Annotated in this window: 27 protein-coding genes; 16 read left to right on the forward strand and 11 right to left on the reverse strand. The window is 54.6% G+C overall.

From position 1 onward, the window contains the following. Positions 1 to 8 precede the first annotated feature (8 nt). Complete coding sequence (locus ACORNT_RS11540) at positions 9 to 1,124, reverse strand: alanine--glyoxylate aminotransferase family protein (protein WP_321390776.1); 1,116 nt, start codon at positions 1,122 to 1,124, stop codon at positions 9 to 11. A gap of 171 nt (positions 1,125 to 1,295) precedes the next feature. Between ACORNT_RS11540 and mgtE the strand changes: the two genes are divergently transcribed. Further along, entirely contained in the window at positions 1,296 to 2,723 is a 1,428-nt protein-coding gene (gene mgtE, locus ACORNT_RS11545; RefSeq protein ID WP_321390779.1) for a magnesium transporter, read from the forward strand. An 8-nt stretch (positions 2,724 to 2,731) separates the two neighbouring features. Further along, positions 2,732 to 3,157, forward strand: a complete 426-nt coding sequence (locus tag ACORNT_RS11550; protein ID WP_321390783.1) for a DUF1489 domain-containing protein — start codon at positions 2,732 to 2,734, stop codon at positions 3,155 to 3,157. Here ACORNT_RS11550 and ACORNT_RS11555 read toward each other — a convergent pair. The 3 genes from ACORNT_RS11555 to ACORNT_RS11565 are packed head-to-tail and all read right to left on the reverse strand — an operon-like array spanning position 3,154 to position 5,405. Continuing rightward, complete coding sequence (locus ACORNT_RS11555) at positions 3,154 to 3,579, reverse strand: GlcG/HbpS family heme-binding protein (RefSeq protein ID WP_321390785.1); 426 nt, start codon at positions 3,577 to 3,579, stop codon at positions 3,154 to 3,156. The two genes, ACORNT_RS11550 and ACORNT_RS11555, sit on opposite strands and share 4 nt — an antisense overlap. Before the next feature lie 19 nt (positions 3,580 to 3,598). Then, complete coding sequence (gene panC, locus ACORNT_RS11560) at positions 3,599 to 4,468, reverse strand: pantoate--beta-alanine ligase (protein ID WP_321390787.1); 870 nt, start codon at positions 4,466 to 4,468, stop codon at positions 3,599 to 3,601. A gap of 40 nt (positions 4,469 to 4,508) precedes the next feature. Continuing rightward, positions 4,509 to 5,405, reverse strand: coding sequence for a glucosaminidase domain-containing protein (locus tag ACORNT_RS11565; protein WP_321390790.1), 897 nt, complete (start codon positions 5,403 to 5,405; stop codon positions 4,509 to 4,511). Between the two features lie 220 nt (positions 5,406 to 5,625). Here ACORNT_RS11565 and ACORNT_RS11570 point away from each other — a divergent pair, with 220 nt between their 5' ends. The 9 genes from ACORNT_RS11570 (at position 5,626) to ACORNT_RS11610 (ending at position 14,527) form a co-directional block, all read left to right on the forward strand. After that, positions 5,626 to 6,483: a division plane positioning ATPase MipZ gene (locus ACORNT_RS11570; protein WP_321390792.1), complete on the forward strand. Its 858-nt coding sequence runs from the start codon at positions 5,626 to 5,628 to the stop codon at positions 6,481 to 6,483. An 8-nt stretch (positions 6,484 to 6,491) separates the two neighbouring features. Then, positions 6,492 to 6,974 carry a hypothetical protein gene (locus ACORNT_RS11575; protein ID WP_321390796.1) on the forward strand — a complete coding sequence of 161 codons (483 nt, stop codon included), beginning with the start codon at positions 6,492 to 6,494 and terminating at the stop codon, positions 6,972 to 6,974. Between the two features lie 17 nt (positions 6,975 to 6,991). Next, the gene (gene pgmG / locus ACORNT_RS11580; protein WP_321390798.1) at positions 6,992 to 8,380 is read left to right on the forward strand and encodes a phosphoglucomutase/phosphomannomutase PgmG; all 1,389 of its coding nucleotides are present in this window, start codon (positions 6,992 to 6,994) and stop codon (positions 8,378 to 8,380) included. A 252-nt stretch (positions 8,381 to 8,632) separates the two neighbouring features. After that, positions 8,633 to 9,190 carry a phasin family protein gene (locus ACORNT_RS11585; protein ID WP_321390800.1) on the forward strand — a complete coding sequence of 186 codons (558 nt, stop codon included), beginning with the start codon at positions 8,633 to 8,635 and terminating at the stop codon, positions 9,188 to 9,190. A 245-nt stretch (positions 9,191 to 9,435) separates the two neighbouring features. Continuing rightward, positions 9,436 to 9,762 (forward strand): ATP-dependent Clp protease adapter ClpS, encoded by a 327-nt coding sequence (clpS, locus tag ACORNT_RS11590; protein ID WP_321390804.1) that lies wholly within the window; start codon positions 9,436 to 9,438, stop codon positions 9,760 to 9,762. A gap of 38 nt (positions 9,763 to 9,800) precedes the next feature. Next, positions 9,801 to 12,113, forward strand: a complete 2,313-nt coding sequence (gene clpA / locus ACORNT_RS11595; RefSeq protein WP_321390807.1) for an ATP-dependent Clp protease ATP-binding subunit ClpA — start codon at positions 9,801 to 9,803, stop codon at positions 12,111 to 12,113. A 132-nt stretch (positions 12,114 to 12,245) separates the two neighbouring features. Then, on the forward strand, positions 12,246 to 12,680 hold the full coding sequence (locus ACORNT_RS11600) for a translesion error-prone DNA polymerase V autoproteolytic subunit (RefSeq protein WP_321390809.1): 435 nt from the start codon (positions 12,246 to 12,248) through the stop codon (positions 12,678 to 12,680). Then, the gene (locus tag ACORNT_RS11605) at positions 12,658 to 13,980 is read left to right on the forward strand and encodes a Y-family DNA polymerase (protein ID WP_321390811.1); all 1,323 of its coding nucleotides are present in this window, start codon (positions 12,658 to 12,660) and stop codon (positions 13,978 to 13,980) included. The genes ACORNT_RS11600 and ACORNT_RS11605 overlap by 23 nt, the downstream gene beginning before the upstream one ends. A gap of 106 nt (positions 13,981 to 14,086) precedes the next feature. Further along, positions 14,087 to 14,527 carry a hypothetical protein gene (locus tag ACORNT_RS11610; RefSeq protein WP_321390814.1) on the forward strand — a complete coding sequence of 147 codons (441 nt, stop codon included), beginning with the start codon at positions 14,087 to 14,089 and terminating at the stop codon, positions 14,525 to 14,527. A 21-nt stretch (positions 14,528 to 14,548) separates the two neighbouring features. Here the strand turns inward: ACORNT_RS11610 and ACORNT_RS11615 are convergent, their stop codons facing one another. The 7 genes from ACORNT_RS11615 to ACORNT_RS11645 form a co-directional block, all read right to left on the reverse strand. After that, on the reverse strand, positions 14,549 to 15,700 hold the full coding sequence (locus ACORNT_RS11615) for a GNAT family N-acetyltransferase (protein ID WP_321390817.1): 1,152 nt from the start codon (positions 15,698 to 15,700) through the stop codon (positions 14,549 to 14,551). Between the two features lie 33 nt (positions 15,701 to 15,733). After that, complete coding sequence (locus ACORNT_RS11620) at positions 15,734 to 16,204, reverse strand: RidA family protein (RefSeq protein WP_321390820.1); 471 nt, start codon at positions 16,202 to 16,204, stop codon at positions 15,734 to 15,736. Between the two features lie 87 nt (positions 16,205 to 16,291). Then, complete coding sequence (locus ACORNT_RS11625; protein WP_321390823.1) at positions 16,292 to 17,044, reverse strand: GGDEF domain-containing protein; 753 nt, start codon at positions 17,042 to 17,044, stop codon at positions 16,292 to 16,294. A gap of 178 nt (positions 17,045 to 17,222) precedes the next feature. Beyond that, positions 17,223 to 18,476 carry a DNA polymerase IV gene (locus ACORNT_RS11630; RefSeq protein WP_321390826.1) on the reverse strand — a complete coding sequence of 418 codons (1,254 nt, stop codon included), beginning with the start codon at positions 18,474 to 18,476 and terminating at the stop codon, positions 17,223 to 17,225. Positions 18,477 to 18,478: 2 nt separating this feature from the next. Continuing rightward, the gene (locus ACORNT_RS11635) at positions 18,479 to 19,381 is read right to left on the reverse strand and encodes an ROK family protein (protein ID WP_321390829.1); all 903 of its coding nucleotides are present in this window, start codon (positions 19,379 to 19,381) and stop codon (positions 18,479 to 18,481) included. Position 19,382: 1 nt separating this feature from the next. Further along, complete coding sequence (locus ACORNT_RS11640) at positions 19,383 to 20,036, reverse strand: hypothetical protein (protein ID WP_321390831.1); 654 nt, start codon at positions 20,034 to 20,036, stop codon at positions 19,383 to 19,385. A 20-nt stretch (positions 20,037 to 20,056) separates the two neighbouring features. Then, positions 20,057 to 20,335 carry a DUF3572 domain-containing protein gene (locus tag ACORNT_RS11645; protein ID WP_321390834.1) on the reverse strand — a complete coding sequence of 93 codons (279 nt, stop codon included), beginning with the start codon at positions 20,333 to 20,335 and terminating at the stop codon, positions 20,057 to 20,059. 168 nt (positions 20,336 to 20,503) lie between these two features. On the opposite strand from ACORNT_RS11645, the gene ACORNT_RS11650 reads away from it, so the two are divergent. The 5 genes from ACORNT_RS11650 to ACORNT_RS11670 all read left to right on the forward strand — a co-directional run bounded on the left by ACORNT_RS11650 (position 20,504) and on the right by ACORNT_RS11670 (position 24,368). Beyond that, positions 20,504 to 20,869: a response regulator gene (locus ACORNT_RS11650; RefSeq protein WP_139938453.1), complete on the forward strand. Its 366-nt coding sequence runs from the start codon at positions 20,504 to 20,506 to the stop codon at positions 20,867 to 20,869. 9 nt (positions 20,870 to 20,878) lie between these two features. After that, positions 20,879 to 22,249 carry a PleD family two-component system response regulator gene (locus tag ACORNT_RS11655; protein ID WP_321390837.1) on the forward strand — a complete coding sequence of 457 codons (1,371 nt, stop codon included), beginning with the start codon at positions 20,879 to 20,881 and terminating at the stop codon, positions 22,247 to 22,249. A 137-nt stretch (positions 22,250 to 22,386) separates the two neighbouring features. Then, positions 22,387 to 23,121, forward strand: a complete 735-nt coding sequence (locus tag ACORNT_RS11660) for a TerC family protein (RefSeq protein ID WP_321390840.1) — start codon at positions 22,387 to 22,389, stop codon at positions 23,119 to 23,121. Continuing rightward, positions 23,118 to 23,711 carry an exopolysaccharide biosynthesis protein gene (locus tag ACORNT_RS11665; protein ID WP_321390843.1) on the forward strand — a complete coding sequence of 198 codons (594 nt, stop codon included), beginning with the start codon at positions 23,118 to 23,120 and terminating at the stop codon, positions 23,709 to 23,711. Before ACORNT_RS11660 ends, ACORNT_RS11665 begins: the two co-directional genes overlap by 4 nt. A gap of 75 nt (positions 23,712 to 23,786) precedes the next feature. Continuing rightward, on the forward strand, positions 23,787 to 24,368 hold the full coding sequence (locus tag ACORNT_RS11670) for an NAD(P)H-dependent oxidoreductase (RefSeq protein WP_321390845.1): 582 nt from the start codon (positions 23,787 to 23,789) through the stop codon (positions 24,366 to 24,368). Positions 24,369 to 24,417 lie beyond the last annotated feature (49 nt).

Raw genomic sequence — 24,417 nt, forward strand, 5'->3', positions numbered from 1 at the left:
GATTTCCCCTAATTTAAAATTCGTCTCAGTGCGTTCAGGCACAGATCAACATTTTCCTGTTTGGCGCTGTAGCCCATCAGGCCGATGCGCCAGACCTTGCCGGCGAGGGCGCCGAGGCCCGCGCCGATTTCCAGGTTGAATTCCTCCAGAAGGCGCTTGCGCAGCGCCGCCTCGTCGGTCACATGGACGGGGATTTTCACCGTGTTGAGCTGGGGCAGGCGGTATTCCGGCGCAACCAGATATTCAAGACCCATATCCTCAAGCCCGTCGCGCAGTTTCTCATGCATGGCCGTATGGCGGGCCCAGGCGTTCTCCAGCCCTTCCTCCTTCAGGATACACAGGCTTTCATGCAGACCGTACATGGCGTTGACCGGGGCCGTATGGTGATAGGTGCGGCCGCCTTCGCCGTCCCAGTAGTCCATCACCAGGCTCAGGTCGAGGAACCAGCTCTGTACTTTGTGGCTGCGGTTGCGGATGGCCTCGAGGGCGTGTTCGGAAAAGCTGACCGGGCTGAGGCCCGGCGGGCAGCTGAGACATTTCTGGCTGCCGCTATAGATGGCATCAATGCCCCAGTCGTCCACACAGAGCGGATTGCCGCCCAGCGACGTCACGGCGTCAACGATGGTCAGGCAGTCGTGTTCCCGGGCGAGGCGACATAAGGTTTCTGCATCGGACAGCACCCCGGTCGAGGTTTCCGCATGGACGAAGGCCAGAATCTTGGCGTCCGGATGGTCCTTCAGGGCGTCTTCCACCATTTCCGGATCGACCGGCTCGCCCCAGTCGTTTTCCACCACTACGGCAATGGCGCCGCAGCGTTCCACATTCTCGATCATGCGGCCGCCAAACACGCCGTTGCGGCAGATGATGGCCTTGTCGCCGGGCTCCAGCAGATTGACGAAGGCGCATTCCATGCCGGCCGAACCGGGGGCGGACAGGGGAAAGGTCAGGGCGTTTTCGGTCTGAAAGGCATATTTCAACAGGCCCTTGATATCTTCCATCAGGGTCTGGAAAGCGGGATCAAGGTGGCCAATGGTCGGCTGGGCCATGGCATCCAGAATACGTTGCGGCACATCTGAAGGCCCGGGTCCCATCAGGGTTCGTTTAGGCGGCGTAAATTTTGTCATAGAAAAATCTCGTGGCTTTGATATTTGAAGAGATTATGCCTTCCGTCTTTCAAAAACAAAAGAGGGGCGTTAAAATAAAAGCTTCAAGGTCTTTTTTTACCGGCCGTTTCTTACGTCTTGACCTCGGGCGTGAATCATCGGATACCTGTCGAACAGCAAAGGGTGAAGCAGATGACAGAACCTGATTTCCTTGAGGACGAGCTCAAGAAAAAGAAGAAAAAAAAGAAAAAGAGAAAAAAGAAGAAACTGAAGCAGGAAGTGCTTCAGAACAGCCCCGAGCTTGTCCAGGAAGTTGTCCGCGCCCTTGAAGAAGATGATCACGAGCGTATCGACGATGTGGTCGATGCCCTTCATTCCGCTGACCTTGCCGACCTTTTCGAACAGCTGACGACGGAAGATCGTGCTGCCCTGGTGACCCACATCGGTGGTGACCTTGATCCGGATGTGCTGACCGAACTGGATGAAGTCGCCCGTGATCATGTGATTACAGAGATGGATGACCGGCATGTGGTCAAGGCCATTACGGAGATGGAAACCGACGACGCTATTCATCTGATCGAAGACCTTGATGAAGTGGATCAGCGACGGATTCTTGATGCCCTGCCGGAGGACGACCGGATCGCCGTCGAGGAAGGCCTGTCGTACCCCGAGGAAAGCGCCGGGCGACTGCTGCAGAAGAAGCTTATTGCCGTGCCGAGCCTGTGGCCGGTCGGCAAGGTGATTGATTTCCTGCGGGAAGAAGACGGTCTGCCGGAGGATTTTTACGAGATTTTTGTGGTCGATCCGCTGCATCATCCCATCGGAACCTTGCGGCTCAGTCATCTTTTACGGGCGAGCCGCGACGTTCTGGTCAGTGAAATCATGGATGCGGATCCCAAGGTTGTGCCGGTGGACATGGACCAGGAAGAAGTGGCCTTCCTGTTCCGGCAATATGACCTGACCTCTATGGGGGTTGTGGACCAGAGTGGCCGACTGATCGGTATGATCACCGTTGATGACGTGGTCGATGTGATGGACGAAGAGGTGCAGGAGGATATCCTGCGTATGGCCGGGGTGCAGGACACAGACATTCTGGAAGGTGTTCTGGAAGCGTCCCGCAACCGCATCACCTGGCTTGTGGTCAACCTGGGCACAGCCATTCTGGCATCCCTGGTTATTTCCCAGTTTGACGCGACCATTCAGCAGATGGTGGCGCTGGCCATTCTGATGCCCATTGTCGCCTCGCTGGGCGGCAACGCCGGAAATCAGGCCATGACGGTGGCGGTGCGGTCCCTTGCGACCCGCGAGCTGACCTCCTCGAACGCCTTCAGGGTGGTCACGCGTGAGTTGTCTATCGGTTTTCTGAACGGCTGTGCGCTGGCGACCATCATCGGGGTTCTGACCGCATTGTGGTTCCAGAATCCGGCTTTGGGCGGGGTTATTGCCCTGGCGATGGTGGTCAACATGATTGTCGCCGGACTTGCCGGCATCATGGTGCCGCTGACACTGGAGAAAATGAATATCGATCCGGCGCTGGCCAGTACGGTGCTGGTGACGGCGATTACCGATGTGATCGGCTTCCTTGCTTTCCTCGGGTTGGCCGCGCTGTTTCTGGTCTGACGAATATTATGACGGTTCATCTGCTCAAATTATGTGTTGGCATTGACTCGGTGGAGCATCTCATTGAGGTGCGTCGGGGACGGCAGCAGACGTTGCCTGACGGGACACCCTATAACTACCATATCACCCGTTTTACCCCGAAGCGGGCAGAGGATGTGCTGGACGGCGGATCGCTTTACTGGGTGATCAAGGGGTTTATCCTGGTGCGCCAACGGATTATCGGTTTCGAACCGGTCAAAACCGATAACGGCACCAAATGCAAAATTATCCTGGATACGGAACTGATACGTACCGAAAGCCAGCCGCGCCGTCCGCATCAGGGCTGGCGATATCTGGAGCCGGCCGATGCGCCAAAGGATATTCCAGACGGCGGGAAGGTGGAAGACCTGCCGACGGATTTGCGTCAGGACCTGCAGGAGCTGGGATTGATCTAACCGGCAACCAGTCCGGCGGCTTCGATACCCGCGATGGCGCAGGTTTCATCATTATCGGAGGTATCACCGGATATGCCAATGGCGCCGAGCAAGGTACCCTCTGCATCCCTGATAACCACGCCACCTGGGGCCGCGACCAGATTTCCCTTCGCCAGAGTCATGGCCGAATTAATAATTTCGGGGATATTTGTCTTTATCTCCCCGATCTGCCGGGAGGAAATGCCCAGCTGGGTGCAGCCGTGAGCTTTGGCTTGTGACAATTTGACCAGCAGGTCGCTGGCCCCGTCCTGGCGCTGCAGGCAGATAATCTGTCCGGCGGCATCAACGACCGAGATCGCCAGCGGGTTCAGGTCCATATTCTGTGCTTTAGCCAGGGAAGCTTCAAGGATTTTGTTGGCCGTGGCGAGGGGGAGATTGCTCATTTGTTTTTCCTTCAGCGCATTATACTTTCGGCGGGTTCAGGGGCATGTTGTCAATCAACCGGGTTTTTCCGATTTTGGCGGCCACCAGAACACGTGCCGGCCGGCCGACATGCTGGACCAGTTCGAGGCTGTCCACGTCCCGGACTTCCAGATACTGGACTTCATCAAAACCTGCGGCCAGAAGATGATTCGTTCCCTGTTTTACCGCAGCGGCAATGGACGTGCGGCGATGTTCCAGATCATCTGCAATCTTGGCCAGGGTTTTATTCAGTTGCAGGGCTATGGTGCGCTCTTCCGGGGAAAGATAGACATTCCGCGACGAGGTCGCCAGGCCGTCATTATCCCGCACCAGCTTTCCGGCGACCACTTTCACCGGTATATCCAGATCCGTGACCAGACGCTCAAGAACGGTCAGTTGCTGGAAATCCTTTTCGCCGAAGATGACGACATCAGGCAGGCATTGCAGCAAAAGTTTGGTGACGACAGTTGTAACCCCGTCAAAATGGCCCGGACGATCGGCCCCGCAAAGATATTCAGTCAGGTTGGCAACCGACACAGTGGTGACAAATCCGGGAGGGTAGATTTCCTCGATATTGGGGGCATAGAGCAGTTCGACGCCGGCTTCCTCAAGTTTTTCAGCGTCCTGTTTTTCCTGCCGGGGATATTTGTCCAGATCCTCGCTGGGGCCGAATTGCATGGGATTGACGAAAATACTGACGACGATCCGGTCGCATTCCTGTTGCAACTGCCGGATAATCGACACATGGCCATGATGAAGGGCGCCCATGGTCGGGACCAGGCCGATGACCAGGCCTTCCTTCTTCCAGTTGCTGACCTGTTCGCGCAGATCATTGATCGTTCTTACAATTTTAAGGGGGGCAGATGACATTGTTCCCTCACAATTCCACTCTGATGTGTCAAACCGTTTTTCAGCTTTGGCGGGCCTGCAGTCTGGCCCTGTCAAAGTCACGTAACCGGTTGACACGTATAATATCTTTCAGGGTTTGTACATAGTCCATACCAAGTTCCGAATATTTATCAAGGGTTTCCAGAAGATTCTGAATGTCAAGCTGGCCTTTTCTGGTCTGTCGGGAACGTTCCTCCCGGAATCTTCGATAGGCTCTGTGAGTGTTCAGATTGTGAACATATCCGAAAACGGCCTCGATGGTATTTGGAAAGCTTTTTATTTTGTGTTTTTTCCCATCATCCCTGTCTTCGGGCACAAGTCCGTTCTTGCCCCAGGTCCACTGTCCATAGAGAGCGTTGCCCTGCTGGGCGAAACGCGACGTGCCCCAGCCGCTTTCAATGGCAGCCTGGGTCAGGGCAAGGGATGGCGGCACGACATTGATTCTTTTCCTCAGGGCATACAAGTCCTCGGTTTTCATTTTATACTGAAGCTGTTTGCGCTGTGTCCAGTGCAGTTCGGAGGCGCTTGGTACGGTTCCCACTTCAATTTTGCGGATGATTCTTTCCAACCTCTGGCGGTCACGCAAAATCACCTCATTCACTTTGAGAATCAGGGGTAACAATGTGGAAATAAAAAGCCTTTTACGTTCCCTGATATTGGACATCAGAGCCAGTTCTTCAGGCAGGCTGGAAAGATAAAGGCGGGGAACATCGGTGGTACCGCGCCGTATCAAACCGAGGTCATAGCCGTAGGCCGCAAAATATTTGATTGCGCTCGTGTTTTCGGGGAGCTTTAAATTTTTGACTAAAGTGACTGGCGCCAAATGGTTTCTGCTTTGGCTGACCTGATGGCTCGCCAGCATCATGGGAAATATGACAAAAAACACTATTGCAATGACTGTCAGAATAGTGTTTCTCATAAAGCTGCGGGAACGTTTCGTAGAACTCACTGGCATTTGTCGGGGCCCGTCACGATTGGTCTAACCATATGCTTTTATATAATATATAGTTCTAACTAATCGTGAATGCCAGACCTTGAATATAAATATCGGAAATAGATATGGTTTGGGACGGGATTTTGTAACTTGATAAAGGTTTTCGTGGCCCTTGAAAATTTCGAAAACCTGAAAAGGGGAATATATGGCACAGGATAATCCAGCGGGCAGGTCCTCCGGCACCCATGTAATTGTGGTCGGCAACGAAAAAGGCGGATCAGGAAAATCGACGACGGCAATGCATGTGGTTGTCAGCTTGTTGAAAAAAGGATTTAGCGTGGCTGTTCTTGACCTTGATGCGCGCCAGAAATCCCTCGCCAGATATCTTGAAAACCGGCAGAACTATGCGGATCAGCATAACCTGAAACTGACTATGCCGGAAGTTTTGGTGCTGGCGAAATCCACCATGAGCTCCGTTGAGGAAATGGAAGCGGATGAAAAAGAACGCTTTGAAACCACACTGGCGGACATCAGGAGCAGGGCGGATTTTATCCTGATTGATTGTCCCGGCAGTGATTCTCATCTTTCCCGCCTTGCACATGCCGTGGCGGATACCCTGATCACACCGATCAACGACAGTTTTGTTGACCTTGATCTTCTGGCGCAGGTCAATCCGGACAATTTCAAAGTTGAGAAACTCAGCCTTTACAGTGAAATGGTCTGGGACTCCAAAAAACGCCGGGCGCTTGCGGACCGAGGAAATATTGACTGGATTGTTATGCGAAACCGGACCTCGGCCCTGGATGCCAAGAACAAACGCCGGGTACACAAGGCCCTGAAGGAACTGGAAAAACGTGTGAACTTCCGCTATGTGGCTGGTCTTGGTGAACGTGTGATATACCGGGAAATGTTCCCCAAGGGCCTCACACTTGTGGATTTCCGGGATGCTGACGGTGACAAGATGACCATGTCGCATGTGGCGGCCCGTCAGGAAATCCGGCGTCTCATGGATGATCTGAAATTGCCCGGCTGGAGCGAAAGTGCTGCTGCCGCAGCGGAATAGGACGGCGAATGCCACAACTGCTTCTGATTCTTGGCCTGATCATCCTGGTCTATGTCGCCGTAAATTATTTCAAGCGGGCTGACCCCGGAAAGCTGGCAAATCTCTCCAGATATCTGGTTGCTGCGGTCCTGGCGGGACTTGGGCTTTTTATTCTTCTGCGGGGAAACATCTATATCGCCCTGGTACTTGCGACCGGTGCAGTTCTGGCCTGGCAGGGGACATTGTGGAACTATCTTGCCGGTCGAGCCGGCAAAAAATCCGGACATACTCAGGACACCGCGTCCGGAGGGCGCAGTGCTGCCGGGCGTCCGACAATGGATCGGGAAGAGGCGCTTGACGTGCTCGGCCTCAGCGGCCATCCCACTGTAACGGAAATTAAAGAAGCGCATCATAAACTGATCCGGAAGATTCATCCTGACCAGGGTGGTTCCGATTATCTGGCCATGAAAATCAACGATGCCAGGGATGTTCTTCTGAACGATATTAATTAACGGGGAAATGATAACCGATGGCGCATTCATTCAATCCTACGGTTTTACGGGAATATGATATCCGCGGTATTGTGGGGGATACCTTGACGGCAGCAGATGCGACGGCGCTGGGCCGTGCATTCGGCACTCTGGTGATCCGGAACGGCGGAAAAAAGGTCTGTGTCGGTTATGATGGCCGCTTAAGTTCACCTGACCTTGAAAAATCACTGGTCCAGGGACTGCTCTCCACCGGCCTGGATGTTGTACGGGTGGGCAGGGGGCCGACACCGATGCTTTATTATTCCGTGTTCGAACTTGATACGGACGGCGGTATAATGATTACCGGATCCCATAATCCGCCCGACTATAACGGTTTCAAGATGATGATCGGCAAAGAATCCTGTTTTGGTGAACGTATTCAGGAAATTGGACGGCTGAGTGCGACCGGTGACCTCGAAACAGGGGCGGGCGCCGCCTCGGACGAGGATATTTTTGACCGCTATGTCGAGCGTATTCTGAAAGATGTGGATATGGAAAGCCTCGCCAGGGCCGACCTGACGGTGGCTTGGGATACCGGGAACGGCGCGGCCGGTGAAGTGGTGGAGGCGGTGATCAACCGTCTGCCCGGCGAACATATCCTGATCAACGGCGATATTGACGGTACCTTTCCGGCCCATCATCCGGACCCGACGGTTGAGGAAAACCTGGTGCAGCTGCAGGACTGCGTTGCCGAAGAGCAATGCGATTTGGGGCTGGCCTTTGACGGTGACGGCGACCGGATCGGCGCCGTGGACAGTGCCGGGCGTGTGGTCTGGGGCGATCAGCTTCTGGCCATCCTGTCGCGGGAGGTTCTGCAGGACCATCCAGGTGCCACGATTATTGCGGATGTCAAGGCAAGCCAGGTTCTTTTTGACCATATCGCCGCCAGTGGTGGCAAGCCGCTGATGTGGAAAACCGGGCACAGCCTGATCAAAAGCAAAATGTATGAGACCGGGGCGCCGCTGGCCGGTGAAATGAGCGGCCATATCTTCTTCAAGCACAAGTTTTACGGTTTTGATGACGCCATTTACGTAGCTTTGCGCCTGCTGAACGAGGTCGCCCGGACCAAGGGCGGACTGAAGGCCCTGAAGGACAGCCTGCCCCAGGTCATTAATACGCCCGAGCTGCGTTTTCCTTGTAGTGAGGAGCGCAAGTTCCAGATCGTGCCCGAGGTGCATCAGCGATTGAAGACGGCAGGCGCCGACGTCAATGATACGGACGGTGTTCGGGTCAATACGGCGGACGGCTGGTGGCTTTTGCGTCCCTCCAATACCCAGGATGTTCTGGTGGCCCGCTGCGAAGGCCGGGATGAAGCTGCTCTGGAGCGTCTGAAACGGGCGTTGGCGGATCAGCTTCGGGCCAGCGGTATCGAACCACCCGCTATGTAAATCAAGCTTATTGTTGCTGGTGTAGAGTCCTTGAAATGGGGCGGTATTTTTGCTAATATTGCGTTTGCGTGAAAAAAATATTGCAACGCACAAATTAACCTTGACAAATTCCCGAAAAATTATATATTGTAACTTATGTTGCAGCGCACAAAACAGTAATATGTTGTAACATCCCGGCAAAGTTCGGTCTCCGGGTGTGATGCGTGAACAAATATGGGTAAGACACATTTTATTGGTTAAGGAACGATTGACATGACCACTGCAAAGAAAACCACATCTTCTAAAAAACCTGAAGACGTCGCTGCCGAAGGCATTAAAGCTGCACAGGAAACTGTTCAGAAAGCCGTCGAAACCAGCAAGGAAAATATCGAGAAGGCTGTAAAAGCCAGCACCGAGACAGTCCAGAAGAACATTGAAAAAACTGTTGAGCTGTCCAAAAAACAGATGGAAGACGCCACAAAGTCCTATGACGATGCCCTGGCGTTCAGCAAAGACAACTTTGAAGCCGTGATGGCTTCAGGCAACGCCGCTGTAAAAGCTGCCGAAGCCGTGAACAGCGAAGTAATCTCCGCTGCGAAAAAGGCTGTTGAAGAAAACGTTGAAGCCATGAAGTCTCTGATGTCTGCAAAATCTCCGGCTGATTTCTTTGAAATCCAGGCCAGCCTGATGAAAAGCCGCTATGACGACCTGGTTGCAGAGAGCACACGCCTGAATGAAGTTGCAACCAAAGCAACAGGTGAAGTGATTGAACCTCTGAAAGCACGTTATGAAGCCGTTGCTGAAAAACTGAACCTGCCCCTGGCCGGATAATCAAGTTTTTTTTCGAGGAATTAAGGCCCGGTTTTTCCGGGCCTTTTTTTATGTCCTGCCTTTATTTCGCCCTTGTTGAGCCCTTATCCTGCAACGAATAGATGTTTTCATTTACCAAAAGTTAATGCTATAAATCGTAATATTACAAGGTACATAAGTAAGATTTTTATCTTCCGGTATCTTTAAAACCCGTTTCATCGTTCTAACTAGAATATGGTAACTTCAGTATTAAATGCGATTGACCCATGAGCGACGAAGATAAGGACGGACAGGAGAATATCGAAACAGGTATTCTGACCAGAACCCAGCCGAAGACCAAGAAACCTTCTTTGTACAAGGTCTTGATGCTGAATGATGACTATACCCCCATGGATTTTGTCGTTCATGTTCTGGAGACGATTTTTGGCAAGAATGAAACCGAAGCGGTGCAGATCATGTTGCAGGTCCACCAGAAGGGGGTGGGAATATGTGGTGTCTACAGTTTCGAAGTCGCGGAAACGAAGGTGAACAAAGTCGTGGATTATGCACGGCGTCATCAGCATCCGCTGCAGTGTACGCTGGAAAAGGAATAACAGAATATCCCTGGACTAAATTGAGATAGGAAATAATCGTGCCGACATTTTCACCGAATCTGGAACGGACTTTACATCGCGCCATCAGTGAGGCTAACAGCCGCAAACATGAGTTTGCCACGCTGGAGCATCTTCTGCTCGGCCTTCTTGATGACCAGGATGCTGTGTCGGTGCTTCGGGCCTGCGACGTAAATATTCCGCAGCTCCGGGCCGAGATAAAGGCCTACCTCGATGTGGAACTCAAAAATATTATTACTGACAGCGATGACGATGCTTCACCGACGGCCGGTTTCCAGCGGGTGATCCAGCGTGCCATTCTGCATGTGCAGAGTTCCGGGCGCGAGGAAGTGACCGGCGCCAATGTCCTGGTCGGCTTGTTTTCCGAGCGGGAAAGCCATGCGGTCTATTTCCTGCAGCAGCATGACATGACACGTCTTGACGCGGTCAGCTATATTTCCCACGGGCTGGCCAAATCCGCCCAGCTCGGTGATCCCCGGCCGCCAACCGGCGCCGGTGAGGATGAGGAAATGGTCGAAGAGGCCATGGGCGATACGGCGCTCGACAAATATTGCGTTGACCTGAACCAGAAGGCGAGGGACGGCAAAATCGATCCGCTGATCGGCCGGGACAATGAAATCAGCCGGACCATCCAGGTGCTGTGCCGACGGTCCAAGAATAATCCGCTTTATGTGGGCGACCCGGGTGTGGGTAAAACCGCCATCGCCGAGGGACTGGCCCGCCGGATCGTTGAAAAGGACGTGCCGGATGTGCTGGAAAATGCCGTCATCTACAGCCTGGATATGGGCGCACTTCTGGCCGGGACCCGCTACCGCGGTGACTTTGAGGAACGCCTCAAGACTGTAATCCGGGAAGTGGAAGAGCATGACGGGGCGATCCTGTTCATCGACGAAATTCACACCATTATCGGGGCAGGGGCAACCAGCGGCGGGGCCATGGATGCCTCCAACCTGCTGAAACCTGCTCTGGCGAGCGGCGCCCTGCGCTGTATCGGCTCCACCACCTACAAGGAATTCCGTTCCTATTTTGAAAAGGACCGGGCCCTGTTGCGCCGGTTCCAGAAAATTGATGTGACGGAACCCACCATCCAGGAAACCAAGGATATCCTGCGGGGCCTGAAGAAATATTTCGAAGAACATCATGATGTGAAATATTCCGATGATGTCATTGATGCGGCTGTGGAACTGTCTGCCCGATACATCAATGAACGCAAGATGCCAGACAAGGCCATTGACGTCATTGACGAGGTCGGCGCGTCGCAGAAGCTACTGCCGTCCGCCAAACGCAAAAGGATCATCACGGTCGAGGATGTGGAGAATGTGGTCTCCAAAATGGCCCGCATTCCCCCGAAATCCATCTCCAAGGATGACATGGCCATTCTCAAGAGCCTTGAGGTGGATCTCAAGCGCGTGGTGTTTGGCCAGGACAAAGCTATTGAAGTATTGGCCGATGCCATCAAGCTGAGCCGCGCGGGCCTGCGCGAAGGCGACAAGCCGATCGGCTGTTACCTGTTCAGCGGTCCCACCGGCGTCGGCAAGACCGAGGTCACCAAACAACTGGCCGGCCTGCTCGGCGTGGACCTGCACCGGTTTGACATGTCCGAATATATGGAACGTCACAGCGTATCCCGTCTGATCGGCGCACCGCCGGGCTATGTGGGCTATGATCAGGGCGGTCTGCTGACTGATGCGGTCGACCAGACACCCCATTGCGTGCTGTTGCTGGATGAAATCGAAAAGGCCCATCCGGACCTGTTCAACATCCTGCTGCAGGTCATGGACCACGGTACGCTGACCGACAGCAACGGCAAGAAGATCGATTTCCGCAATGTGGTGCTGGTGATGACCACCAATGCCGGGGCGACGGAGATGAGCAAGGAAGCCATTGGTTTTGGCTCCAGTGAGCGTACGGGAGACGATGAAGAGGCTATCAAGCGGCTGTTTACGCCTGAATTCCGTAACCGTCTGGATGCGGTTGTGCCCTTCTCCAGCCTGCCGCCGGAGGTTATCAACCGGGTCGTTGACAAATTCATTCTCGAGCTGGAAATGCAGCTGGAGGATCGCAATGTCCATATCGACCTGACACCGGCTGCCCGCAACTGGCTCGCCGACAAGGGGTATGACCGTCACTACGGCGCCCGGCCTCTGAAGCGGGTGATCCAGGAGCACATCAAGAAACCTCTGGCCAACGAACTGTTGTTCGGCAAGCTGGTCGGTGGCGGTGATGTCACCTTCCGGGTCAGGGACGGGGAGCTGGTCTTTGATATTGTGCCGGGCAATCTGCTGCCCAAGCCCACCGGTGGGACTGACAAGACGGAAGAGCTGGTGAAGTAAACTGCGAAAAAAATATCGAATGGGAAGGGATGCAACCTGATGATCGCGTCCCTTTTTCTTTTGGTGGTTGAAGCTTAAAAAGAACATAACAAGAACATTGACAGGTAAAGCCGTTCGGCGCATTCTGTCCATATGAGTATGTGTGAATATAAAATCCTCCGCGCCGATACGGACATCTGCTGTCCTCTGCCGCTGTACGGCTGCAGGGTGGAGGCCGGGTATCCCTCGCCGGCAGGGGATTATCTGGAGGGAACGCTGGACCTGAACGAGCATCTGATCCGGCGGCCGGCGGCGACCTTCTTCCTGACTGTTTCGGGGGAGTCCATGACCGGAGCAGGGATTTTTCCAAATGACATTCTGGTGGTAGACCGCTCCCTTGACGCGAAGCACGGCAGCATCGTCATTGCCGTGCTGGACGGGGAACTGACAGTCAAGCGTCTGTACCGGAAAGGCGGCGTGCTGCGCCTGATGCCGGAGAACCCACAGTTCCGGCCGCTGGAAATTCGGGACGGCATGGATTTCCAGATCTGGGGGGTGGTGCGTCATGCGATCCATTCCTTCGACTAAGGGCGGGACTTTAGCGGGCGGCTATGTGGCGCTGGTGGATGTAAACAACTTCTATGTCTCCTGCGAACGCCTGTTCCGTCCCGATCTGCAGACGCGGCCGATGGTCGTGCTGTCCAACAATGACGGCTGTATTATTTCCCGCTCAGAGGAAGCCAAGGAGATGGGGGTAGGCATGGGGGCGGCCTTTCATGAGGTCCGCGGTCTTCTGGAGAAGAACCGGGTTGTGGTTTTTTCCTCCAACTATCCGCTGTACGGCGACATGTCCGGGCGTGTGATCTCCGTCCTTCATGACTTCACGCCTTTTCTGGAGGTTTATTCCATCGACGAGAGCTTTCTCGATATGACGGGATTTAACGATCTGGTCGCTCATGGTCGCAGGATCAGGGATCGGGTGCTGCAGTGGACCGGTCTGCCGGTCTGTGTCGGTATCGGCCGGACCAAAACCCTGGCCAAGATCGCCAACCGGCTGGCCAAGCAAAGGTTACGGGAAAATCCTGAAAGCGACGGGGTCATGCTGATCCCGGATGAGAATGACGATATTCTGGCGGACCTGCCGGTGACGAAAATCTGGGGCATTTCCAAGGGGTTCGGCCGGCAGCTGGCGGAGCTCGGCATTTCCACGGCACTCGACCTGAAGCGAGCGAATCCGAAAATGGTCCGCTCCCGCATGAATGTAGTGGCCGAGAGAATCGTCCATGAACTGAACAATATACCCTGCATGGCGCTGGAGATGGCGCTGCCGGACCGGAAGCAGGTGATGGTGTCGCGCAGTTTCAGCCGCAGGGTTTATGCCCATGAGGAGATGAAGGAAGCCGTTTCCACCTATGTCACCCGGGGCGGGGAAAAACTGCGTGAGCAACAGCTTGTGGCGTCCGGGCTCAATGTGTTCATCCGGACCAGTCCTTTTGATAAGGAAAATTTCTATTCCAGCAACCACAGTATCTGCTTCCCGGAAGCCCATTGCGATACGATCCGGATGATCCGGGCGGCCTTTCACTGCCTGGCCCGGATTTACAGGCCGGGGTATATTTATCAGAAGGTGGGGGTGCAGCTGTTCGGCCTGGAAAAGGAAGGACATATCCAGCGGGATCTTTTTTTGTCCGGGCCGGAGGAAGAAAAAAGCCGCATGAGAAACCGGGCCCTGATGGCGGCGATAGACAGTCTGAACGGGACTTGGGGCGGAAATACGGTAGGCTTTGCCTCTTCCGGTATCCGCCGGAGCTGGGCCATGAACCAGAAACTGCTTTCACCGCGCTATACCACAAGATGGAGTGACATCAGGCGGATCAGCGCCCGGTGAGGGAAAACGGACTTTTATATCCGCCATGCGGGTTCACCGGAGGTTCAGTTTGACCGGAGTATGAATTAACTATATCCTTTTTTCGGGTTGTCAGAGGAGAAACCGCATGATGAAGAAATCTTTCATAATTGGCCTAATGATGACATTGGGAGGTTTGACCAGTGTTGCCAGTTACGCCGAAGACGGGGCGGAAAAGCCCGCCGTGGAAGAACCTGAAGAACTTGCCAAATACGAACGAACCGGAAAAGTACGGCATTGTGTCGGTATCAGCTTCATTGACCACACCCAGGTTCTGGACGATCAGCATATCCTCTTTCATATGAAAGGTAAAAAGGTTTTTCTTAACAAGCTGCCGCGCCGTTGTCCACGTCTGGGGTTCGAGAAATCCTTTGCCTACAAGGTCAGCATCAATCAGCTTTGTAATGTGGACATCATCACCGTGTTTGACAATAGCGGTATCCCGGGGCCAAGCTGCGGCCTTGGTGATTTCGAGGAAGTGAAGAAAATCGAAAAAGAAACGGACGACGGCGAAAAAGGGCAGGAATAAGACTGTCCTGATCGGTTTTGTTCACCCTTTTTTAAACGGGGTGAGGTTTTCCAGATAGTCCATGTCCCCCTCCACCTGCCGGCGCTCCTGACGCAGGAAGCGGGCTACGGCGTCCCGGAAGCTTTCGTTGCTGATCCAGTGGGCGCTATAGGTTTTTGACGGCACATACCCCCGGGCGAGCTTGTGTTCGCCCTGGGCGCCGGCCTCCACCCGTGAAATTTTCCGTTCGATGGCGAAGTCGATGGCCTGGTAATAACAGACCTCGAAATGCAGGAAGCGATGATCTTCCAGTGCCCCCCAGTAGCGGCCATACAGGGTGTCGTCTCCCATCAGGTTCAATGCCCCGGCAATATAGCGGCCATCCCTTTTGCACATAACCAGCAGGATTCTGTCAGACAGGGACTCGCCCAACCGGCTGAAGAATTTGCGGTTCAAATAAGGCCGCCCCCATTTGCGGTTGGCCGTATCCATATAGAAACCGAAATAATGATCCCAGTGATCCTCGGTGATGTCCCGGCCGGTCAGCCGTTCAATCACGATATCGTTGGCGACGGCCTCGCGCCGTTCCTTGCGGATGTTCTTGCGTTTGCGTGATGACAGGGCGGCGAGGAAGTCGTCAAAACTCCTGTAACCATCATTGAGCCAGTGAAACTGCTGGTCCTGCCGTTGCAACATGCCGCAGTCGGCCATCAACTGCCAGTCGTCTTCCGGTGCAAAAGTCACATGCAGGGAAGACAGGCCAAGATCCTCACAACGCCGAATGGCGGCCTCAGTCAGGGTCCGCCCGGCGGCCCCTGTGTCCGCGTCGGGATGAACCATCAGCCGGGGACTGGTGACCGGACTGAAGGGGACCGAGCTCTGCAGTTTGGGATAATAGTTGCCGCCGGCCTGCTCGAAGGCATTGGCCCAGCTGTGATCAAAAACATATTCGCCGTAGCTGTGACTTTTCAGATAGAGGGGGAGGATGCCGATAACCCGTTCCTTGTCGTCCTCAAGCAGCAGATGCTGGCCGAGCCACCCGGTCTCCGCCGTGGCGCAGCCGCTGGCCTCCAGGGCATAAAGAAATTCGTGGGAAACAAAAGGATTATGCCCGCTGGCCGCCTGCAGGGCGCAGGCGTTCCAGCTCTTGGCGTCGATTTCGGAAAGACTGTCTATGATGCGGACTTTGGCCATGTAAACTCGTCTGTTCCAAGTTAAGATATAACTTTAGGAAATTTCTATAAGTGCATCAATTTCCACAGGTACATTCATGGGGAGTGCATTTGTTCCAACCGCTGAACGGCTGTGTTTTCCTTCCTCGCCAAAGACTTCAACCATCAGGTCGGAAGCGCCGTTGACGATGGCCGGCTGACCGCCGAATCCGTCCACGCAGTTGACAAAGGCGCCGAGCTTGATAATCCGGCGTACCCGGCTCAGGTTGCCGTCACAGGCGGCCTTGGCCTGGGCAATAATATTGATGGCGCAGAGGCGGGCGGCCTGAACGGCTGTCTCCTCATCGACGTCATGCCCGACCTTGCCGACATAGGCCAGCTTGCCGTCGGCGCCAAGCGGGATCTGGCCCGAAATGGACACCAGGGTGCCGCTGGCCACGAAAGGCACATAGTTGGCCACAGGCTTGGCAGGGGTGGGCAGGGTAATGCCGAGATCGGCGAGGCGCTGTTCATAGATATTGGTCATGATGGTCTTCCGGTAAGGTTATTCTTTCCGAATGACATTACCGCTTGCGGAACGACTTGAAAAGACCGGACAGGCAGATTTGACGGATTATTCTGCCAGGCCGCCAACTGCCATGATCTGTTTCATTTCGCAACGCGCCCGGCGCCGCGCTTTTTTGTCAAAATACATCTGCTCGTCGGCATGGGTCATGATCGTTTCCCGGCTGCTGTTGCCGGTGATGCGGGCAATGCCGAAGCTGGCGCCGGCCCTGAGGGTGCGGCCCTCGAACTGCAGCGGATTTTTTTCCAGTCGGCGGCGGATATAAATCAGATGAGCGGCGGAAAACTGGCGACTGTCGCAATGGCTGAGCAACAGGCCGAACTCATCGCCGCCAAGCCTGCCGGCATAATCGGTCTGCCGGATGGACCCCTTGAGGATGCGGGCCACATGGCGGATCAGGGCGTCGCCGGCGGCATGACCATAACGATCATTGACTTCCTTGAACTCGTCCAGATCGACATAGACAAACAGGCCTGGTTCGTCATGACGCTGGTTACGGGCTATGGCGTGATCCAGTTCCATTTCCAGACCCCGCCGGTTGAGAAGTCCGGTCAGCGGATCGGTAATGGCCAGGGATTCAAGCTCCTGGATACGTTGTTTCTGCTCGGCAATGGTCTGTTCCGCCTCGACGGCAAAATCAAGGATCTCCGTGAGCAGGGACCAGCTGCCGTTGGTCAGGCCACCGGGGGCGACCCGGAACTTCTCGATCAACTCCCCGGCCATACGGGTCATGGCGTCATTATATTCCGCACCGTTCCGAAGGTTTGTGGACTCCGGGGAAGACAGGGAAATATGGGGCATGGTCACGTCCTCGCTCTAACTAATACTTTTCTCCGTTTCACTACAGAGCAAGAGCTGTGCCAAAAATTATCTTATTGAAAACAAAGGGAAAAAAATAAAAGGAGTGAATGATTAACTGGTAGAGAAGGAAAAACCTGCCGCCCTCAAGGAGGCAAAAAGTCCCGAAACATGGTTAATTTCAGAGGTTGCGGCCTTTTTTGATTTTGTCTGTGCCAAAGCGGCCGCGGATCCTGTCCATGGCTTTTTCCGCCTCTAGCCTCCGTGCCTTGCCGGTATCGACCAGATCGGGCTGGTCGGCGCCGTCTTCGCCCACCAGATTGCCGACGCCGATGCCGATCAGGCGATACTCCAGGCCCTGGCATTCCGGTTTCAACAGATGCACGCCGGTCTCGAAGATGGTATCGGCCATGCGGGTCGGGCTGTCCAGTGACAGGGACCGGCTGACCTGGCGGAAGCCTGCTGTCTTGAGCTTGAGCGTTACCGTGCGCCCGGCCAGATGTTTGGCCTTGAGCCGGCTTGAGACCTTTTCACACAGCGGCCAGAGCAGTTTGCGCAGGGTGTCATAATCGGCAATATCCACATCCAGGGTGATCTCGTTGGAAATGCTTTTGACCTTGCTGGCGGTGTTGACAATACGGATATCCTCGCCGCGGCTGAAATGATAAAGCCGTTCGCCGAGAATGCCGAAGGTCTTCATCAGCGCGTGTTTGTCCATGCCCTGAAGCTGGCCGATCATGGTAATGCCGTTGCGTTTCATTTTGGCCTGGGTCACTTTGCCCACGCCCCACATTCTGGAGATGGGCTGACGGGCAAGGAAGGTCGGGGCCTCGGTCCGCCCGACCACAGAAAAACCGCGCGGCTTATTCATGTCCGAGGCCATTTTGGCGAGGAACTTGTTATAGCTCAGGCCGACGGAAACCGTGATGCCGACCTTTTCCTCAATCTCTTTGGCCGCCCGGCACAGGGTCGCTGCTGCCGTGGCGTGATGCAGTTTTTCGGTGCCGCCCAGATCGAGAAAGGCTTCGTCGATGCTGATCGGTTCCACCAGCGGCGTCATGTGATCAAAAATTTCGCGGATTTCGGCACTGGCGGCAGCATATTTCTTCATATCCGGGCGCAGGACCACAGCGTTCGGGCAGGCCTTCAGGGCCTTGAACATGGGCATGGCGGAATGGACGCCATAACCGCGGGCAAGATAACAGGCCGTGGAGACCACGCCCCGGTGGCCGCCGCCGATGATCAGCGGTTTCGACAAGAGATCCGGATTGTCGCGCTTTTCGATGCTGGCGTAAAAGGCGTCACAGTCGATGTGGGCGATGGTCAGGGTGAACAGTTCCTCATGCCGGATCTGGCGCGGACTGTCGCAGCGCGGGCAGGGGCCATCCTCTGCCCGCTCATACTCATGGAAACAGTCCCGGCAGACCGTCTGCATGATCAGTCCTCCTGCTCAAGCGGCCACAGCCAGGCCGCGCCGCGTACGCCGCTGGAGGTGCCATGTAGCGCTTTTTGGAGCGGTGTATCGCAATGGTCGGAAAAAACATACTCCTGCCACAGGGCAGGGACAGTGTCATACAGGCTGTCGATTTCCGACAGGCCGCCGGCCAGCACGATCACCTCCGGATCAAGGATATTGATCACATGGGCGAGCGCCCGGGCCAGGCGATACTCATATCGGGTAACGAGTTCCTGGCACAGGCTGCCGCCCTCCAGTGCCCGGGTGACGATGTTCTCCGGTGCAAGCTGATCCGGATGCTGGCTTTGCAGGCCGGGGCCGGACAGGAAGGTCTCGATACAGCCTGTGCGGCCGCAATAACAGTTCGGTCCCGGCCAGTCGCCGGCTGTGAGGTCCGGCCAGGGCAGGGGATTATGGCCCCATTCCCCGGCAATGGCGTTGCGGCCAACCTGCGGCTGGCCGTTCAGGTAAAGTCCGGCGCCGACCCCGGTGCCGAGGATAGCTGCAAAAACACTGTTGGCGCCGGCGGCAACGCCGTCGACAGCTTCGGAAACGGCCAGGCAGTTGGCGTCGTTGGCAATGCGAACCTCCCGCTGGAGCAGTTTTTGCAGGTCCTGTCTCAAGGGCTGGCTGTTAAGCCAGGTGGAATTGGCGTTTTTTACCAGTCCCGTCCGGGTGGAAATGGCCCCCGGGATGCCGACTCCGACAGTACCTGTGCGACCCAAAATCTGTTCGGCTGACCTGACCAGATGGCCGATGCCGTCCAGCGTGCCCCGGTAATCATCCCGTTTTGTGGCAATACGTTCCCGGTGCAGGATATCGCCGTCTTCATCGAGGGCGATGATTTCCGTTTTGGTGCCGCCGAGGTCGATACCGATCCGCATTTTACTTCAGGTCCCCGATATGCCTCATGACCAGTTCCCGGATATGGTCCCAGTCGTCGCAACGATGATGGCTGTCGGCAGCCTGTTCGGTGATTCTGTCCAGGGTTTCATGGGCCACATACTGCAGCCGGAAAGACTCCGGTACATTTTCCGCAACCGAGGTGATGTGATGGGATATATCATCAACAAAAACAAGGGGTTGGTTCATGGTGGCGGAGATCTCCCGGACCGCGGGGCCCTTGGGGCCGCTGTTGGTCACCAGCGGGTGATGAATGTCGTGACGTTGAAACAGGGCGCGCCGGCGGTCGGCAAAGTTATGCGGCAGGTTGGTCAGGATGACAATCTGGCAATGATCGGACAGGGCATCGAGATTTGCTTTTACGCCGGGGACAAGCTCCTGCTGGTCGACGGAATAGTCGAAAAAATCATCCAGGAGCGGGGAAATCTCCTCGCGGGGCAGGGGAATATCGGTCTTCTTCTGTCGGATATTGCCGGACAGGGCATAGCTTTCATAAGACATATAAAGATCCCTGGAGGTCAGGTATCTGCTGAATATGTCGGCAAAATCAAGCAACACCTCGTCTGCATCGGTCACCAGAACGGGTTTTGACGAATCAAGGGTGAGACTTTTAATTTGTGCTATGGCATGTTGCATGGCAATATAACTCAAAAGGACTAAAGATTTTGAAGGTATTCGGCTCCGGGCAGGCACATACGGGCGCGGGCCGGACGATCAGGGTTCAATTCACGGCTTTCGCAGAAGGCAAGCAGCCTTTTTTCGTCCTGAAGCAGGAAATCCAGAACACTGCCCAGAATGGCAGGATCCCCGGCATGCCGGGTCAGGGTTTCCTTTTCAAGACCGGAAAGGCGTAAAAATGCCACAAAGGACTCGGTATCTTCTGCGATGAAAGTCAATGCATCTAGGGCAAGTAACTCTGCCTGTTCCTGCATCATGAGGCTTGTCCCTGTGAAGTTTGAGGAATATAAGTAATTCTTGTTGAAAGACTATATCTTGTTAACAGCTTTTTCATAAGATGTTGTTATACATCAAGGCAATGATTAATAGGTATTTTGGCAGTTCATTTAAATATGCCCAGCTAAAAAAGATTAACGGGACAAATTATGCCTAAAAAGATTTTAGTAGTGGAAGACAACGAACTCAACATGAAACTCTTCTGTGACCTTCTGGAAGCTCATGGTTATGAGACTATTCAGACCCAGGAAGGCATGAAGGCGCTTGAGCTTGCACGTACTGAAAGCCCTGACCTTATACTGATGGATATTCAGCTTCCGGAAGTGTCAGGCCTTGAAGTGACCAAATGGATCAAGGAAGATGATGACCTGAGGTCAATCCCGGTAATCGCCGTAACGGCTTTTGCCATGAAGGGGGACGAGGAAAAAATTCGCGACGGCGGGTGTGAGGCCTATATCGCCAAACCGATCTCCGTCAGCCAGTTCATCGAAACCGTAAAAAAATTTGCAGGATAGCTCCCCGGTATGACCGCCCGAGTACTTGTTGTTGACGACGTCATTCAGAATGTAAAACTCCTGGAAGCTAAATTATCCAGCGAGTATTTTGACGTCCTGACGGCAATGAACGGGGAAGAGGCGCTGGAGGTCATCGAGAAAGAGCAGCCCGACATCGTTCTGCTAGATGTGATGATGCCTGGCATGGACGGCTTTGAAGTCTGTCGGCATATCCGCGAAAATCCCAAATCAGCCCATATTCCGGTGGTTATGGTCACCGCGCTGGACCAGCCCAAGGACCGTGTCGCGGGGCTTGAGGCAGGGGCCGATGATTTCCTGACCAAACCGGTACAGGATACACCGTTGTTTGCCCGGGTCCGCTCCCTTGTGCGCCTGAAAATGCTGATGGATGAGCTGCGCATGCGTGAATCCACCGGTGAAAATTTCGGCGTCAACCTGTCCAATGAAAGTGGACCGGTCAGCATCTCCAATGCCAAGGCGCTTCTGATTGAGGATTACGGACGGGTGGCCGAGCGGATTGGTCGTTATCTTGGCGATCTGGTGCATGTTGATGTGGATGATGTGGAAAGCGGCGAGATTTCCACGCCGGATCTGGATAAATATGACCTGTTTATCATCAGCCTGAGCCTGAAGAATGTGGACGGGCTCCGGCTTTGCTCCCACCTCCGGTCGACGGAGAAAACCCGCCATACGCCTATCCTGGTTCTGGTTGACGAAGGGGACGACAAACAGATGGTCCGGGCCATGGATATCGGTGTGACCGACTATATCACCCGGCCCATTGACAGTAATGAGCTGGTGGCGCGGACAAAATCCCAGCTTCGCCAGAAAAGATATGCCGCCCGGCTGCGCCGCAACATGAAGAAAAGCATGGAAATGGCCATGACCGATGCGGTCACCGGCCTCTATAACCGCCATTTCCTGTCGTCTCACCTTGACAATCTGATGTCGCCGGACAACGAGAAACGTTCCAATGTATCGCTCTTGATGATGGACCTGGACCATTTCAAGGATGTCAATGACACCTATGGCCATGCGTCGGGAGATGAGGTTCTGCATGAATTTGCCAAGCGGATCAGCAACAACATTCGCGGCATCGATCTGGCCGCCCGTTTCGGCGGTGAGGAATTTGTCGTCGTCATGTCCGAAACCGATCTGGAGTTCGCTTATTTCGTCGCCGAGCGCCTGCGCCGCAGTGTGGCAGAGGTGCCGTTTGAGATTTCCGGTTCCGAGGAGCCGATCAGCGTAACGGTCAGTATCGGTATTGCCCGCACAGGCGATAGCCGGCAATCCAGCACCAAGCTTTTAGTCGCCGCCGATGAAGCCCTGTACCGGGCGAAAAACTCAGGCCGTAACCAGGTCTGCACCATCGAGGAATAGACCGGGGCGTGCCCCTTCTGCCGTCACTCAACATTCCCCTTTTGCTTATCTCCCGTCTTCAGGATAAACTGATCCTGTAAGTTTTCGACGTAAATGAATTTCTCATGAAAAAAATCTAATGACTGGATGTAAATATCTTGATTGACTGGATTTTTGACTATCATATCTGGGCAAGTCTGCTGTCGCTGACGGCTCTCGAAATCATTCTGGGCATCGACAATGTGGTCTTCATTGCCTTGCTGGTCAATCACCTTCCTGAACGACAGCGGCACCAGGCTCGGCAGATAGGACTGATGTTGGCCTTGTTGATGCGGATTGGTCTTTTGCTGGGAATTGTCTGGCTGATCGGCCTGAATGCACCGCTGTTCAATGTGTTTGAGTACTCTTTTTCCGCACGTGATCTGTTGATGCTTGGCGGCGGGTTGTTCCTGCTTGCCAAGGGAACTTCCAGCATTCATGACGAAGTCACCGGAGAACGCCAGGAAAACTACAGTCACTATACAAGTGGGTTCCTGCTGTCGGTGCTGCAGATCGTGGTGATCGACTTTGTTTTCTCGTTTGATTCCGTCCTGACTGCCGTGGGCCTGACCAGCAATGTCTGGGTCATCGTGGTGGCCATGGTGATTGCCATGCTGGCCATGCTGGTCTCCTCCCGGGTGATATCCGACTTTATCATGCGCTTTCCCACGCTCAAGATGCTGGCTTTTTCCTTTATCATGATGATCGGCGTGTTTCTGGTGGCGGAGGGGCTCGGCTTCCATGTCCCCAAGGGCTATATCTATTTCGGTATGCTGTTCTCGTTGATGGTCGAAAGCCTGAACCTGCTGGCCCGTCGGAAACGGCAGAAGGCCGATGAAAAGGCGGATAAATGAGCAGTCATTACCCGCCGCCACGCCCGCTGTCGGTTGTTCTGACGGAACTAATGGATGGCCTGCAGGGAGAGATGGTTTCTCTCCAGCAAGTTTCCGACCAGATGGGAACGCGTGCCTACGGCGCCTTTATGGTGTTGCTGACACTTCCCAATTTTATTCCGGGCCTGTCGCTGGTAAGCGGGGCCCTGATGGCCATTTTTTCGATGCAGATGGTGCTGGGTATAGAGCATCCCTGGCTTCCCGCCTTTATAGGTCGTTTTACCATTCCAAAGGCAAATTTAGTGAAGGCAATGGCGGTCATCCTGCCGCGGCTGCAGCTTTTCGAGCACCGGATCCGGCCTCGCTGGATCATTATGAACACCCAGGTTGCCATTCGCATCATGGGGCTGGTGGTGGTGTTTCTGTCACTGATCGTTATTCTGCCGATCCCCCTCAGCAATTTCATTCCCTCCGTTGCCCTGCTGTTCATGGCTTTCGGCATGATGCAGAAGGACGGACTGGTGGTGCTCATAAGCGCGCTGATCGGCGTGTTGTATTCGGTCCTGTATCTCTGGCTTGTCTGGGACCTGGTGGCCCGGTTTCTTGCCTGATTGACCGGTGTCATTGTCCTGTTGCCCTGAACGGCGTAAACTTGTTGCTGAAACGGCAAACAGAGGAGCAGGGGCATGACTAAGAAAATCCTGATTATTGACGGCCATCCGGACCCGGCGGAGCATTTGTGTCATGCGCTGGCGGCGGCTTACGCGGAGGGCGCGAAAGCCGGCGGCCATGAAACCCGCCATATCAAAGTGGCGATGCTCGATTTTCCCATGCTGCAGTCCATGGAGGACTATTACAAGGGCGAGCCCTGTCCCTCCATCCATGCCGCGCAGGCGGATATCACCTGGGCGGATCATATGGTGATCATCTTCCCTTTGTGGCTCGGTGGCCTGCCGGCGCTGTTCAAGGGCTTTCTGGAGCAGACTTTACGTCCCGGTTTTGCTTACGAAGAGAAGCAGGGCGGCTGGCCGGGCAAGAAGCTGAAGGACAAGAGTGCGCGGATCGTGGTCACCATGGGCATGCCCGCCTTGGCCTACCGCTGGTTTTTCTGTGCCCACAGCCTGAAAAACCTGAAACGCAATATCCTGAAATTCTGCGGCTTCAGTCCGGTCAAAGACACGCTGTTCGGCATGGTCGAGGCGGCCAGTGACGATAAGCGCAAAGGCTGGATCGAAAAGATGCGAAAGATGGGAAGAGGGGGAGAGTAGGGATTACGTTTTTTATCTTATATGTCGACACGATTAATAGTAGTGGATA

This window comes from Emcibacter sp. (genome assembly GCF_963675455.1).
GTDB lineage: Bacteria > Pseudomonadota > Alphaproteobacteria > Sphingomonadales > Emcibacteraceae > Emcibacter.

Bases quoted from the DNA above. Each gene is read 5' to 3' on its own strand.
- ACORNT_RS11550 (WP_321390783.1), top strand. From the start codon at position 2,732: ATGACGGTTCATCTGCTCAAATTATGTGTTGGCATTGACTCGGTGGAG.
- ACORNT_RS11605 (WP_321390811.1), top strand. From the start codon at position 12,658: ATGCGATCCATTCCTTCGACTAAGGGCGGGACTTTAGCGGGCGGCTAT.
- ACORNT_RS11635 (WP_321390829.1), bottom strand. From the start codon at position 19,381: ATGCGGATCGGTATCGACCTCGGCGGCACCAAAACGGAAATCATCGCC.
- ACORNT_RS11610 (WP_321390814.1), top strand. From the start codon at position 14,087: ATGATGAAGAAATCTTTCATAATTGGCCTAATGATGACATTGGGAGGT.
- ACORNT_RS11665 (WP_321390843.1), top strand. From the start codon at position 23,118: ATGAGCAGTCATTACCCGCCGCCACGCCCGCTGTCGGTTGTTCTGACG.
- clpS (WP_321390804.1), top strand. From the start codon at position 9,436: ATGAGCGACGAAGATAAGGACGGACAGGAGAATATCGAAACAGGTATT.
- ACORNT_RS11630 (WP_321390826.1), bottom strand. From the start codon at position 18,476: ATGCAGACGGTCTGCCGGGACTGTTTCCATGAGTATGAGCGGGCAGAG.
- ACORNT_RS11640 (WP_321390831.1), bottom strand. From the start codon at position 20,036: ATGCAACATGCCATAGCACAAATTAAAAGTCTCACCCTTGATTCGTCA.
- ACORNT_RS11540 (WP_321390776.1), bottom strand. From the start codon at position 1,124: ATGACAAAATTTACGCCGCCTAAACGAACCCTGATGGGACCCGGGCCT.
- panC (WP_321390787.1), bottom strand. From the start codon at position 4,468: ATGTCATCTGCCCCCCTTAAAATTGTAAGAACGATCAATGATCTGCGC.
- ACORNT_RS11655 (WP_321390837.1), top strand. From the start codon at position 20,879: ATGACCGCCCGAGTACTTGTTGTTGACGACGTCATTCAGAATGTAAAA.
- ACORNT_RS11615 (WP_321390817.1), bottom strand. From the start codon at position 15,700: ATGGCCAAAGTCCGCATCATAGACAGTCTTTCCGAAATCGACGCCAAG.
- ACORNT_RS11600 (WP_321390809.1), top strand. From the start codon at position 12,246: ATGAGTATGTGTGAATATAAAATCCTCCGCGCCGATACGGACATCTGC.
- ACORNT_RS11650 (WP_139938453.1), top strand. From the start codon at position 20,504: ATGCCTAAAAAGATTTTAGTAGTGGAAGACAACGAACTCAACATGAAA.
- ACORNT_RS11645 (WP_321390834.1), bottom strand. From the start codon at position 20,335: ATGATGCAGGAACAGGCAGAGTTACTTGCCCTAGATGCATTGACTTTC.
- ACORNT_RS11575 (WP_321390796.1), top strand. From the start codon at position 6,492: ATGCCACAACTGCTTCTGATTCTTGGCCTGATCATCCTGGTCTATGTC.
- ACORNT_RS11585 (WP_321390800.1), top strand. From the start codon at position 8,633: ATGACCACTGCAAAGAAAACCACATCTTCTAAAAAACCTGAAGACGTC.
- pgmG (WP_321390798.1), top strand. From the start codon at position 6,992: ATGGCGCATTCATTCAATCCTACGGTTTTACGGGAATATGATATCCGC.
- ACORNT_RS11565 (WP_321390790.1), bottom strand. From the start codon at position 5,405: ATGAGAAACACTATTCTGACAGTCATTGCAATAGTGTTTTTTGTCATA.
- ACORNT_RS11570 (WP_321390792.1), top strand. From the start codon at position 5,626: ATGGCACAGGATAATCCAGCGGGCAGGTCCTCCGGCACCCATGTAATT.
- ACORNT_RS11555 (WP_321390785.1), bottom strand. From the start codon at position 3,579: ATGAGCAATCTCCCCCTCGCCACGGCCAACAAAATCCTTGAAGCTTCC.
- ACORNT_RS11625 (WP_321390823.1), bottom strand. From the start codon at position 17,044: ATGCCCCATATTTCCCTGTCTTCCCCGGAGTCCACAAACCTTCGGAAC.
- ACORNT_RS11670 (WP_321390845.1), top strand. From the start codon at position 23,787: ATGACTAAGAAAATCCTGATTATTGACGGCCATCCGGACCCGGCGGAG.
- mgtE (WP_321390779.1), top strand. From the start codon at position 1,296: ATGACAGAACCTGATTTCCTTGAGGACGAGCTCAAGAAAAAGAAGAAA.
- ACORNT_RS11620 (WP_321390820.1), bottom strand. From the start codon at position 16,204: ATGACCAATATCTATGAACAGCGCCTCGCCGATCTCGGCATTACCCTG.